We start from the raw sequence: 12,409 nt of genomic DNA on the forward strand, positions 1-12,409 counted from the left end.
TTACGGGAAGGGCAGGCCGTAACACCACGCTCCGGGGCTGGCAGCCCGCCTTGTTTCCTCAAAAATCACGGCACCTAGAGGCTGTTTGCAAAGCCTGTCGGGAAATACCCAGAAATCATAAGGTAATCTTTGGCGAAGCTTTTTTCAAAAAGCTTCGGAAGATGTTGCCTTTCTGAACAAAGGCAACATCCAAAAACTTTTCCTGTTTTTTATAAAAGATTTCTTTTCAAACAATCCATTAGTGAATCGGTAGCGGAATATGGTTCACGGTCATGACGCCGCCTTCCCAGCTTACGTCCCACGAGGTGCCGCCATTATCGGAATGGTGACCGAACAGCTTGGCGAGGATAAGGGCGGCACTGGCACGGGTCTGACCGGCATTGCGCAGGGTGTCGATTACGGCATCAAGGTTCTGCACCAGTATGTGACCGGTAGCGGATGATGCATCCGTATGGCCGGTCAGGTTGGCCTCCCCATTACCGCTGATCTGCATGGCCCCACGCTGGGCTGACAGGGACGAGACACGCAGCGGCACCATCACATTTTCCGGCGGATGCCCCGTAATGGCTGCGGCAAGTTCCACCAGCGAACCGCTGGGCACGGCAGCATTGGCGCTGGCCTGCTGCGGCAGCGCACTGGCCAGAAGCGTGTTGTGTGAACCTGTTATGCCGATTCCCTGCGTTTCCAGTGTCAGGGTCGCAGGCGCATTGGCACTTTTTGCACCCACGAGATGCAGATGCGCACGGCGGAAGGACAGCTTCGTATCCCCATTGGTCAGCAATCCACCCTGCCATGTCAGATCATAACTGCCACCTGCGCGCAGCCCGTCCATGATCGGGGCCGCAGCAGACGCAAAGTAATCCTGCGCACAGCCATCGGAATGATGGCCCGTCATGGTGGCAAGCAGGACGAGGGAGGCAACATCCTCCATATCCCGCAGGGCCTGCTGACCCATGCCCGTTCCACTGGCCGCAATATCGGTTGCATGGAATGTCTGGTTCGGCCTGCCTGCCAATGCAAGGTCATAGCCGTGTCCGGCAAGGACGCTGTTCCCATGTGGCTGGGTGGCGGCTACCTGTACTCTGGCGCAGGTATCGGGCAGGGCAGTCGCCCCTGCGTGCCCCATGCAGGACAGGGCAGCGAGGACGGTGGTTATGAGCAATTTCTTCATTTGCGTGACACGTTGGCGTGATTACGCTCCGGATGCAATCGGCCATGGTATTTCGGTCGCATGATACTTCATACTGAACGGACTGCCCATGCTGCGCAGGCTTGATTCCTTCCTGCTGTGCCTGCTGGGCACCGTAGGGCTCGCCACCGTGCTGCCATGCCGGGGCGCAGGCGTTAGCGTGTTCAATATCCTTGCCATTGGCATGATTGCGAACATGTTTTTCCTGCAGGGCGCGCGTCTGTCGCGTCGGGCCGTGGCGGAAGGGATAACCAACTGGCGTATCCATCTTGCCATCCTGCTATGCACATTTTTCATGTTTCCCCTGCTGGGCATGATGCTGCATGCGCTGCTGCCGGGCATGCTGGACAGCGCGATGTGGACGGGTGTGCTGTTCCTGTGCTGCCTGCCTTCGACGGTGCAGTCCTCCATCGCGTTTACCTCCATCGCACGGGGCAATGTGGCGGCAGCAATCTGTTCGGCGACGCTGTCGAACATACTGGGCATATTTCTGGCACCGCTTCTGGTGGGTATCCTGTTCAGCCGTCATGCGGCTGGTGGCGGGGGCAACATCCTGCCCATCGTCGGGCAACTGCTGCTTCCCTTCATCGCGGGCCAGATCGCACAGCCATGGATCGGGGGATGGGCGCAGCGGCACAAGAAGCTGCTCTCCTTTTCAGATCGGGGTTCAATTCTTGTGGTCGTTTACACAGCGTTCAGCGAAGCCGTGACACAGGGGCTATGGCACCGCCTGCCGCCCGCGCAGATCGGACGCGTGGCACTGGTGGACATGGCGATTCTGGCCATTGCCCTAGGGCTGACCCATCTGCTGGCGCGGCTCAGCGGTTTTGGCTATCGCGACCGGATCGCCATCCTGTTCTGCGGGTCCAAGAAGTCGCTGGCATCCGGCGTGCCGATCGCAAGCGTGCTGTTCGCACCCACGGATATCGGGCTGATTGTCATGCCACTTATGGTCTATCACCAGATCCAGCTATTCGTATGCGCGACCCTTGCACGGCGTTTTGGTGAACGCGCGGAAGACTGAATGCATCAGCGCGTGGCATAAACCGGTCTCTCCCTCTCGCATGCAGCGACGCGGCCCGGTATGTAGGCACGCCATATATCGCCCACGGGCACACAACTGCATGAATGGTTGAGAAAGATGACAGGACTGGATCCGGACAACTGGGACACATTACGCAGCCTGGGCCACCAGATGGTGGACGACATGATCGACCGCCTGTCCACGCTGCGCGAACGCCCCGTCTGGCAACCCATGCCGCCCGCGCTGCGCCAGCAGCTACGCACCGGCCTGCCGCATGATCCCACCCCGCCCACGGAACTGTACGCCCGTTTCCGCGAGCTGGTGGAGCCCTATTCGACCGGCAATGTCCATCCTGGCTTCATGGGATGGGTACATGGGGGCGGCACGGCGGTCGGCATGCTGTCCGAACTGCTGGTCGGGGGCCTGAACGCCAACTGCGGTGGCCGCGACCATGCCCCGATCGAGGTGGAGCGCGAAGTGATCCGCTGGGCTGCCGAAATGTGCGGCTTCCCCGCTGAAACATCCGGCCTGCTGGTGACGGGTTCTTCGATGGCAAACATGATCGCCGTCATAACCGCCAGCCGCGCCGTGCCTGACGGACTGAAAATGCGCGCCGAAGGTGTCGGAACCCGCAAACTGGTCGGATATGCGGCTGCAACCGCACATGGCTGCATCGCACGAGCGTTCGACCTGACGGGGCTGGGTACGGACAGCCTGCGCGTGATCCCGGTTGATGGTGAAAACCGTATGGTACTGGCAGAACTGGAACGTGCCATCGCACGCGACCGTGCGGCCGGTCTGGAACCGTTCATGGTGATCGGCACGGCGGGCACGGTGGATACCGGCGCGATCGACGATCTGGACGCGCTGGCGGATATCGCCCGGCGGGAAGACATCTGGTTCCATGTGGATGGCGCGTTTGGTGCGCTGGCGATGCTGTCGGACACGCTGCGGCCCATGCTGCGCGGGCTGGAGCGGGCCGACAGCGTGGCCTTCGATTTCCATAAATGGGCACAGGTTCAGTACGACGCGGGCTGCATCCTTGTGCGCAGGCCCGGCGCACAGGCGGCGGCCTTCGCGCAGTCGCGCGCCTACCTTGCACGCGAAGACCGTGGCCTTGCCACCAATGCGCCCTGGTACTGCGACCTTGGCCCCGACCTGTCACGCGGGTTCCGGGCGCTTAAAGTATGGATGACGCTGGGCACTTATGGCGCGGATGGCATGGGGCGGATGATCGCCAACTGCTGTGCCATCGCCACGCATCTGGCCCGCCGGGTCGAAGCCAATCCCCGGCTGGAACTGCTGGCCCCGGTAACGCTGAATATCGTGTGCTTCCGCATACTGGCGCCCGTGGACGATCTGGATTTCTTCAATGGGGAAGTGGTGAAGGACCTGCACGAAAGCGGGATCGCAGCCCCTTCCACCACCATCATCAATGGGACGAAGGCGGTGCGCGCGGCCATCGTCAATCACCGCACGACCAATGCGGATGTCGATCGCATGCTTGAGGCCCTGCTGGAACTGGCCGACCGCAGGCTGGCGACTGCCTGAACCGCTCCTGCCCCGCTTCGGTACTGAAGCGGGGCAGGGCGCTCAGCCGCCGCGACGGTGCCGGGACACCAGTTCTTCGCCAAACAGTTCGGAGAGCTTTTTCATCATTGTGCCGCCCAGTTCCTCGGGATCGGTAATGGTTACGGCCTTGCGATAATAGCGTGTCACATCGTGGCCGATACCAATGGCCAGCAGTTCCGTAGTGGTACGGGTTTCGATATGGGCGATCACTTCGCGCAGGTGGTTTTCAAGGTAGGAACCCTGATTGACCGATAGCGTGCTGTCATCAACCGGCGCACCATCGGAAATCACCATAAGGATGCGCCGTGCCTCGGCACGTGAGGCAAGCCGCCGCTGCGCCCACAGCAGGGCCTCGCCATCGATGTTTTCCTTCAGCAGCCCTTCGCGCAGCATCAGCCCCAGATTGCGCCGCGCACGCCGCCACGGCATGTCCGCGGCCTTGTAAATGATGTGCCGCAGATCATTCAGTCGACCGGGATTGGCGGGTTTGCCTGCCTGCACCCATGCTTCGCGGCTTTTGCCGCCCTTCCATGCGCGGGTGGTAAAGCCCAGCACTTCCACCTTGACCGCGCAGCGTTCAAGGGTGCGGGCCAGAATATCGCCACACATGGCCGCGACGGAAATGGGGCGTCCACGCATGGAACCGGAATTGTCAATCAGAAGGGTCACGACCGTATCGCGGAAATCCGTGTCACGCTCACGCTTGTAGGAAAGCGAAAGCATGGGATTGACCACCACGCGCGACAGTCGCCCTGCGTCCAGTATGCCTTCTTCCAGATCGAATTCCCACGCCCGCGTCTGCTGCGCCATAAGCTTGCGCTGCAGGCGGTTGGCCAGCTTGGAGACAACACCCTGCATGCTGACAAGCTGCTGATCCAGCGTCTGGCGCAGGCGGAACAGTTCCTCCGGATCGCACAGGTCCTCGGCAGCGATTTCCTCATCATAGGCTGTGGTGAAGGCATGATAGGCAGGAGAAACCTCATCCTCCGTCTCTTCTTCGCCCGGTCCACCTGCTTCTTCCGACCCGCTGGCCGATCCGCCCTGTTCACCTTCTTCGGGTTCATCATCGCCCGCACCGGTGCCCTGTGACATCTGCATGGGCTGGGCGTTGTCATCTTCCTCCGGGCCGTCTTCCTGCGGCTCGGGGGTAACGTCGTCGGTCTGTTCCTCATCCTCGGCGCTGGCGTTTTCGGCTTCGGCCGCGCCATCATCCGCAGGTTCTTCAGGGGTGACTTCCTGCTCCAGCAGATCACAGGCCATAAGCAGCCTGCGCGCCGCCTGGGCGAAATCCTTCTGGCTTTCCTGACGTGACGCCATTTCGTCCAATGCGCGGCGGGCGGCAGGCGACAGGGTTTCCTGCCAGCGATTCATAAGGGCCTGCATGGACGGCGGTACCGGATGGCCGGACATGCGCGCACGCGCCAGCAGTCCCAGCGCAAACGGTGTTGGCAGCTTCGTGGCGTCGTTCAGACGGTCCAGCCCCATATCGGCGCATTCCTGCGCCACACGGGCATCCAGATTTGCGGCAACACCCGCCATATGCCGCGCGCCAAGACTTTCCACCCGCGCCTGTTCCAGCACGTCATAGACCTCACGCGCCTCACCGGCGGGGGGCCGCACACTGTCATGCAGGGGCACATCATGGTGGCGCAGGCGCAGGGCGGCGGCATCTGCGGCACCACGCATGCGCGTGACCTCCGCATCCGTCATGCGCCGGGATGGATGGGGCAGGCGGACATGGGTGCCGGTAACAGAAACCCCCGATGGCACCGGGCCATTCAGGAACGAGACCTCCGTCTGGGCCTGTCCGCCCAGCGCACGTACGGTGCCTACCGTCGCGCGCCGGAAACTCTCGGCCGCACGGGCTTCTTTCTCGGCCTCGGATGAGGCGTTTTTTGTCCTGTTATCACGCATGCCTGGCCTGCCCTGTATCATCAGCCCCGGGGCGCCAGCGGACTGGCGTTAAAGCAGCGCTGGTAATATTCCGCCACCGTCGGGCGTTCCGCCTCGTCGCACTTGTTGAGGAAGGTAACGCGGAAGGCAAACGCAAGATCATTGAAAATACGGAAGTTTTCGGCCCAGCTAATGACCGTGCGCGGTGACATGACGGTGGAAATATCCCCCGCGATAAAGCCCGAACGCGTCAGGTCCGCCAGTGCAACCATGCTTTCAACGCGTTTGCGCCCGGCTTCGTCCTTTTTCGGGTCGATACCCATTTTTGCAAGCACGATGGCCGTTTCCTGCGCGTGCGGCAGGTAGTTCAGGGTGGTCACGATGTTCCAGCGGTCCATCTGGCCCTGATTGATCTGCTGCGTGCCGTGATACAGTCCCGTGGTGTCGCCCAGACCGACCGTATTCGCCGTGGCGAACAGGCGGAAGAAGGGATGGGGACGGATCACGCGGTTCTGGTCCAGCAGGGTCAGATGGCCCTCGACTTCCAGTACGCGCTGGATCACGAACATGACATCGGGCCTGCCCGCGTCATATTCATCGAATACCAGCGCGCAGGGATTCTGCAGGCCCCACGGCAGCAGTCCTTCCCGAAACTCGGTAATCTGCTTGCCATCCTTCAGCACGATCGCGTCCTTGCCGATCAGGTCGATGCGCGAGATGTGGCTGTCGAGGTTGATGCGCACGCTGGGCCAGTTCAGACGGGCCGCCACCTGCTCGATATGCGATGACTTGCCGGTACCGTGATAGCCCTGGACCATCACACGGCGGTTGAAGGCAAATCCTGCGAGGATGGCCAGCGTGGTGTCGTGATCGAATTTGTATGAAGGGTCGATGTCGGGCACATGGTCGGTCCGGACCGAGAATGCCGGGACCTTCATATCGCTGTCTATGCCGAACACATCCCGCGCCGAAACGACAAGATCGGGGGCGGAAACAGCCGAGATGGCGGGAAGCGGCGTGCCCTGGGCGTCCACTGCGGCAGTTGTCAGGTCTGCGGGTTCGTTCATCTGCTTTCTTGTCCGTCACTTCGTCTGTTGGGGGCCGCCATGGCGGCAGACCGGCATCCGGTCAGGTGAGTATAGGTGCATACGTAACAATCGGCCAGTGCGCGGGCATGGCCCCGACATATTACCGCTCAGGCGCTGCGGGCCATGTGATCCCGGCCGGCGGTGGCGACCAGATGCGCGCGCACGGTGGTATAGGCAATGTTGATGCCCTTGAATCGTTCCTCCGCCTTGCGGTCGCCGCCATTGGCATCGGGGTGGTGCTGACGCGCCAGATCCTTGTAGCGGGTCTTCAGCTCCTCCATCGACACCGGCCAGCCAAGGTCCAGAACGCCCAGCGGATATTTGAGCGCATCGGGCGCCTCGGCGCGACGGTCTTCCTGCTGGCGGCGCGCGTGACTGCGCGCCCGGGCCTTCGCCGCCCCCTTGAGCAGGTCGAGGGGGTCCAGCACCTCCTCCTCGCTGAAGGCATGGGCGGCGTTGCCCTGACCCAGCTTCCACGAGGGACGGTTCCATGACGTATCGGCCCGGATATGCGCCTCGATCTGTCCTGGCGACATACCGCGATAGAAATCCCAGCGGGAATTGTACTCGCGCACGTGTTCAAGGCAGAACCAGAAATACGTGTTCAGCGCATCGCGCGAACGCGGGGCGCGGTATCCCGCGGGCTGGTCGCAGTCGTGCATGTCGCAGCACCGATCCGGCGCGTCGGGATCGGGATCAAAGGCGCGGTGTCGGGTGTTCCTTCTCTTCATCATTGTCGTTATGTGCGCCTGTTCATGCTTCGTGCAAGGGCGAAGCTGTGCAATGTATGATCCCGCCATCTATGGAGCCGCCAATGGAACAGCATACAACCGGCCGGGCCGGACGGATCGAACGTATTATACGTGAACACCTCGCCCCCGTGGAACTGCGTATCCACGATGACAGCGCCCGGCACGCCCATCACGTCCATGTGCGCGACAATGGCGTGCAGGCGGGCGAAAGCCATTACAACGTCCTGATCGTCAGCCCCGCTTTCGCGGGCGTGAACCGCGTGGAGCGTTCCCGTCAGGTCCATGCGCTGCTGGCCGATGAATTCGCAGGCGGCATGCATGCCCTGTCCCTCGTGCTGCGCACGCCGGAAGAACAGGCGCGGGTGGCGGCGGCATGAAGCCGGCCTTTCCCTTCGCCACGCGGCGGCTGATGATGGGGGGGCTGCTGACCCTGCTGGCCGCCTGTGCCGGGGCACCTGCACGCCAGACCATGGACCAGCATGGCGAAATCGAACGGGTTGAAGCCTATCTCAACACATCCCGCGGGTTGCAGGCCAGTTTCGTGCAGACATGGCCCGATGGGGGCAAGGGTCAGGGCATGATGCGTTACGATCCGGGCCGCCTGCGTCTGGATTACACCACACCGGGGGCGATGAAGCTGGTCGCGGCTTCTGGCCATCTGCTGTTTGTGGACCATCGGCGCGATTCGGTCACGCGCATGTCGCTGGGACGGCAGCCGCTGGGCCTGCTGCTGAACCAGCCGGTGCATCTGGGCGGCCAGATCGCGGTGACGGCCGTGCAGCATGGGGTCAACAGCCTTCAGGTCTCCCTTGCGCGCGCTGACAGCGAATCACAGGGAATCCTGACCCTCGGCTTTTCCGATATTGGCGGAAAACTGTCGCTACTGGTCATTGAAATGACCGATGTGGAACGACAGCATATCCGCCTCGACCTGACCGATACCACCGTAAGCGGCCAACCGTGGCCTGACACGCTGTTCACCCTCAGCCCCGATAACTGACCCCACGGCCCGGCACGCCTTATCCATGCGTGCCGGGGATGGGGCCGAAACATTCAGGCCATGTGGCGGCAAGCGCCGCATCAACCGCGTCCATGCTGACCTTACGGCCCAGCTTCGCAAGGCTGGTCACGCCATATTCGCTGATGCCACAGGGCACGATCCCGCCGAAATCGCTCAGGTCCGGGTCAACATTGATCGCGATTCCATGCCAGCTTACCCAGCGTGTGACGCGCACACCCAGGGCCGCGATCTTTTCTTCCCGCCCCGTGGCGGGGTCGACCACCCATACCCCGATACGGTCGGCACGCCGTTCCCCCACCACGTCAAATCGCCGCAGGGTGCGGATCAGCCACTCCTCCAGCGTATGCACGTAAGCCCGCAGGTCACGCGGGGGCGACATGCCATGCTGCGTGGCAAGGTCCAGCATGACATAGGCGACGCGCTGTCCCGGACCGTGATAGGTCCATTGCCCACCGCGCCCGGCGGAATAGGTGGGATAGCCACGGGGATTGAACAGGTCCGATTCCCGCGCCGACGTACCGGCGGTATAGGTTGGCGGATGCTCAAGCAGCCATACGCGCTCGGGCATCGTGCCCTCCCGGATTCCGCGGGCCTGTGCCTCCATTTCCGCCAGCGCGGCGGGATAGGGGACCAGATCTGGCGCCCTGTTCCATAAAAACTTGTTTTCAGTCATTGCCCGTTCGTCATCCATCGGTTATACGCCCCTTCATCGTCATGACGGTATCGCCCAGTCGATCATCGTTGTCACGTTGCGGCCATGGCGGAATGGTAGACGCGCAAGCTTGAGGTGCTTGTGGGGGCAACCCCGTGGAAGTTCGAGTCTTCTTGGCCGCACCATATTTTTCCAGAAAACTGATTAAAACGCGAACAGCCCCCGAACAGGGGGCTGCGTTCGTGCGTTCCCGCATGACGGAACGGACATTGATCCCCCGACCGAGAACCGCGCGACATGCGGGGCAGATGCGGGATAATGTCATAAAAAGGTCATATTATCTTCCGACACAAATCCTGTAGATACTTTCCATCCACAGACCGTTGCCGGACATGCGCAATGCAGGGCAGGGGTTACAAAAAATGTCCACCGGCACACAGTGCTGGCCTCACCCGGGAATCGTGATTTAAATCAGGTCTGGTCCTGCCCTTATATATATGGCCATGATAAAACACGCTATTTCATTGCCATCTGGCAACACGCCATTATTTGGTTCCACTATGGAAACCGACGCCTGCTTGGGCTGTTTGTAATTCGCACGTTGAGGTAGATAATTAGTGATTAAGCCCCTTAAAAAAGCTGTATTGCCGGTTGCCGGTCTTGGAACACGCTTTCTGCCCGCAACGAAGTCGATGCCGAAGGAAATGCTTCCCGTCGTCGATCGTCCGCTGATCCAATACGCAATCGACGAAGCGCGCGAAGCGGGAATCGAGGAATTCTGCCTTGTTTCCAGCCGGGGCAAGGACTCCCTGATCGACTATTTCGATGTCGCTCCGGAACTGGAAGACGCACTGCGCGCACGCAACAAGACTTCCGCGCTGAAGGCGCTGGAAGCTACCCGCGTAACGCCGGGCAGCATGATATCCGTACGCCAGCAGGAGCCGCTGGGGCTCGGGCATGCGATCTGGTGCGCGCGTGAGTTTATCGGTAACGATCCGTTCGCCATCCTGCTGCCCGACGACATCGTGCAGAGCAGGACGTCATGCGTGGCGCAGTTGGCCGAGGTCTACAAGAAGACCGGCGGCAACGTGCTGGCCGTGACCGAAGTGCCGCGCGAACAGACCAGCAGCTACGGCATTCTGGACATTGGCGCGGATGACGGCACGCTGGTCGAGGTCAAGGGCCTGGTTGAAAAGCCCGACCCGAAGGACGCGCCATCCAACCTGTCCGTCATCGGGCGGTATGTGCTGACGGCGGACGTGCTGGTCCACCTCGCCAAGCAGGAAAAGGGCGCGGGCGGCGAAATCCAGCTTACGGACGCCATGGCCAAGACCATTGGCCACGTGCCCTTCCACGGTTACCGTTACGAAGGCAAGCGGTTCGACTGTGGCAGCAAGATCGGTTTCCTCGAGGCCCAGATCGCCTTCGCACTGGAGCGGGAAGACCTCGGTTCTGATGTCCGGAATTTCCTGAAGAAGTACACATGACTTTTTCCCATAAATTCGACCCGACCAGCCTGCGTGAATACGACATCCGCGGGATTGTCGGCAGGACCCTGAAACCGGAAGACGCCTATGCGATCGGCCGTACGTTCGGCAGCATGGTGGCGAAGAATGGCGGTCGTACCGTCGCCATCGGCTACGATGGCCGCCTGTCATCCCCTTCGCTGGAGCGTGCGCTGGTCGATGGCGCCATGGCGGCGGGGATGGAGGTGCTGCGTGTTGGCTGCGGTCCGACACCCATGCTGTATTTCGCATCCGCCGAACTGAAGGCGGATGGGGCGGTCATGGTCACGGGCAGCCATAATCCGCCGGACTATAACGGCTTCAAGATGATGCTCGCCAACAAGCCGTTCTTTGGCGATCAGATCCGTGAACTGGGCCGTCTTGCCGCAGCGGGCGAAGTGGGACCGGAAAAGCCCGGCACCACACGGGATGTGGATGTAAAATCCGCCTATGTCGAACGCCTGATGAAAGACTGGGATGGCGCGGACCGCGCGCTCAGGATCGTATGGGATAACGGCAACAGCGCCGCGGGCGAAATCCTGTCGCTGCTGGTGAAGAAGCTGCCCGGCACGCACCGCGTGCTCAATGCTGAAATCGACGGCAGCTTTCCCGCCCATCACCCGGACCCGACGGTCGCCAGCAACCTTCAGCAGTTGATTGCCGCCGTGAAGGAAGACGAGGCGGATCTTGGCATTGCATTTGATGGCGATGCCGACCGCATTGGCGTGGTGGACAATACCGGGGCAATCCTGTGGGGCGACCAGCTTCTGGTGGTGCTTGCACGCGACGTGCTGCGTGACCATCCGGGTGCTACGGTCATTGCCGACATCAAGGCCAGTCAGGTCCTGTTTGACGAAATCGGTCGCGCAGGCGGCCAGCCGCTGATGTGGAAAACAGGTCATTCCCTGATCAAGACCAAGATGGCGGAAACCGGCTCCCCGCTGGCGGGCGAAATGTCGGGCCATATTTTCTTTGCCGATAAATGGTACGGATTTGACGACGCACTTTACGCTTCCGTCCGTCTGCTGGGTATCGTCTCGCGCCTGACGGGTCCGCTGTCCGACGTGCGGCTGGCGCTGCCGACTACCATCTCCACCCCGGAACTGCGTTTTGACTGCGCCGATACCCGCAAGTTCGATGTGATTACCGAAGTTGCAGCCCGACTGGAAAAAAGTGGGGCGACGGTATCGCGCATTGATGGCGTACGCGTGACCACGCCCGATGGCTGGTGGCTGCTGCGCGCATCCAACACGCAGGCCGTCCTTGTCGCCCGGGCGGAAGGCAGCACGCATGAGGCACTGGACCGGCTGAAGGCGGAACTGGCCAGCCAGCTTGAACTGTCGGGCATTCACGCACCGGACTTTTCTGGCGAAAACGCAGGCCACTGACCCACGCCCTGACGTGCCGCCTTATTTGCGGCCCGGACCTGTTCCGGGCCGTTTTTTTGTTGAATGCCTGCGAAGGGGGTTTAATAAGCTCCCAACCGGTCCGATATGCCCGCAAGGACCCCATGCAGGACTATTGAGCATAATGGCGACTATTCCTTTCCGATCATTTCTTGTGCCGGGGCAACTGGTCAGCCATCCCGACCACCCGGAATGGGGTGAAGGCCAGGTCCAGTCCGCCATTGGCAAGCGGGTTACGGTCATGTTCCCGCATGCTGGCAAGGTGGCCGTCGATGCCACCGTCGTACAACTGAATGTCCTGTCATAA

At 61.4% G+C, this 12,409-nt stretch carries 12 protein-coding genes and 1 tRNA gene; 8 read left to right on the forward strand and 5 right to left on the reverse strand.

Going from position 1 to position 12,409, the window contains the following annotated elements; translation table 11 throughout:
- Positions 1 to 238: 238 nt before the first annotated feature.
- Positions 239 to 1,171 carry a hypothetical protein gene (locus tag KSAC_RS03305; RefSeq protein WP_132304209.1) on the reverse strand — a complete coding sequence of 311 codons (933 nt, stop codon included), beginning with the start codon at positions 1,169 to 1,171 and terminating at the stop codon, positions 239 to 241.
- A gap of 88 nt (positions 1,172 to 1,259) precedes the next feature.
- Here KSAC_RS03305 and KSAC_RS03310 point away from each other — a divergent pair, with 88 nt between their 5' ends.
- Entirely contained in the window at positions 1,260 to 2,213 is a 954-nt protein-coding gene (locus KSAC_RS03310) for a bile acid:sodium symporter family protein (RefSeq protein ID WP_110547637.1), read from the forward strand.
- Between the two features lie 117 nt (positions 2,214 to 2,330).
- Positions 2,331 to 3,764: a pyridoxal phosphate-dependent decarboxylase family protein gene (locus KSAC_RS03315; RefSeq protein ID WP_132304211.1), complete on the forward strand. Its 1,434-nt coding sequence runs from the start codon at positions 2,331 to 2,333 to the stop codon at positions 3,762 to 3,764.
- Between the two features lie 42 nt (positions 3,765 to 3,806).
- Here the strand turns inward: KSAC_RS03315 and KSAC_RS03320 are convergent, their stop codons facing one another.
- From KSAC_RS03320 to KSAC_RS03330, 3 genes are all read right to left on the reverse strand, one after another.
- Positions 3,807 to 5,699 carry a cobaltochelatase CobT-related protein gene (locus KSAC_RS03320; RefSeq protein ID WP_110547635.1) on the reverse strand — a complete coding sequence of 631 codons (1,893 nt, stop codon included), beginning with the start codon at positions 5,697 to 5,699 and terminating at the stop codon, positions 3,807 to 3,809.
- A 20-nt stretch (positions 5,700 to 5,719) separates the two neighbouring features.
- Positions 5,720 to 6,745: a cobaltochelatase subunit CobS gene (gene cobS / locus KSAC_RS03325; protein ID WP_102323594.1), complete on the reverse strand. Its 1,026-nt coding sequence runs from the start codon at positions 6,743 to 6,745 to the stop codon at positions 5,720 to 5,722.
- A 128-nt stretch (positions 6,746 to 6,873) separates the two neighbouring features.
- On the reverse strand, positions 6,874 to 7,500 hold the full coding sequence (locus KSAC_RS03330; RefSeq protein ID WP_110547634.1) for a J domain-containing protein: 627 nt from the start codon (positions 7,498 to 7,500) through the stop codon (positions 6,874 to 6,876).
- An 80-nt stretch (positions 7,501 to 7,580) separates the two neighbouring features.
- On the opposite strand from KSAC_RS03330, the gene KSAC_RS03335 reads away from it, so the two are divergent.
- Together KSAC_RS03335 and KSAC_RS03340 are read left to right on the forward strand one after the other, a co-directional pair.
- Positions 7,581 to 7,895: a BolA family protein gene (locus KSAC_RS03335; RefSeq protein WP_102323592.1), complete on the forward strand. Its 315-nt coding sequence runs from the start codon at positions 7,581 to 7,583 to the stop codon at positions 7,893 to 7,895.
- Positions 7,892 to 8,518: a LolA family protein gene (locus tag KSAC_RS03340; RefSeq protein WP_110547632.1), complete on the forward strand. Its 627-nt coding sequence runs from the start codon at positions 7,892 to 7,894 to the stop codon at positions 8,516 to 8,518. Before KSAC_RS03335 ends, KSAC_RS03340 begins: the two co-directional genes overlap by 4 nt.
- A 19-nt stretch (positions 8,519 to 8,537) precedes the next feature.
- Here the strand turns inward: KSAC_RS03340 and lipB are convergent, their stop codons facing one another.
- On the reverse strand, positions 8,538 to 9,230 hold the full coding sequence (lipB, locus tag KSAC_RS03345) for a lipoyl(octanoyl) transferase LipB (RefSeq protein ID WP_118963181.1): 693 nt from the start codon (positions 9,228 to 9,230) through the stop codon (positions 8,538 to 8,540).
- 60 nt (positions 9,231 to 9,290) lie between these two features.
- Here lipB and KSAC_RS03350 point away from each other — a divergent pair.
- From KSAC_RS03350 to KSAC_RS03365, 4 genes are all read left to right on the forward strand, one after another.
- Positions 9,291 to 9,376: transfer RNA gene (locus KSAC_RS03350), tRNA-Leu, on the forward strand.
- Between the two features lie 432 nt (positions 9,377 to 9,808).
- Positions 9,809 to 10,678: a UTP--glucose-1-phosphate uridylyltransferase GalU gene (gene galU, locus KSAC_RS03355; RefSeq protein WP_102323589.1), complete on the forward strand. Its 870-nt coding sequence runs from the start codon at positions 9,809 to 9,811 to the stop codon at positions 10,676 to 10,678.
- Complete coding sequence (gene pgmG, locus KSAC_RS03360; protein ID WP_132304213.1) at positions 10,675 to 12,084, forward strand: phosphoglucomutase/phosphomannomutase PgmG; 1,410 nt, start codon at positions 10,675 to 10,677, stop codon at positions 12,082 to 12,084. Before galU ends, pgmG begins: the two co-directional genes overlap by 4 nt.
- Positions 12,085 to 12,226: 142 nt before the next feature.
- Positions 12,227 to 12,409, forward strand: coding sequence for a DUF3553 domain-containing protein (locus KSAC_RS03365; protein ID WP_102323587.1), 183 nt, complete (start codon positions 12,227 to 12,229; stop codon positions 12,407 to 12,409).

This window comes from Komagataeibacter saccharivorans (assembly GCF_004348195.1).
In the GTDB taxonomy this organism is placed as follows: domain Bacteria; phylum Pseudomonadota; class Alphaproteobacteria; order Acetobacterales; family Acetobacteraceae; genus Komagataeibacter; species Komagataeibacter saccharivorans.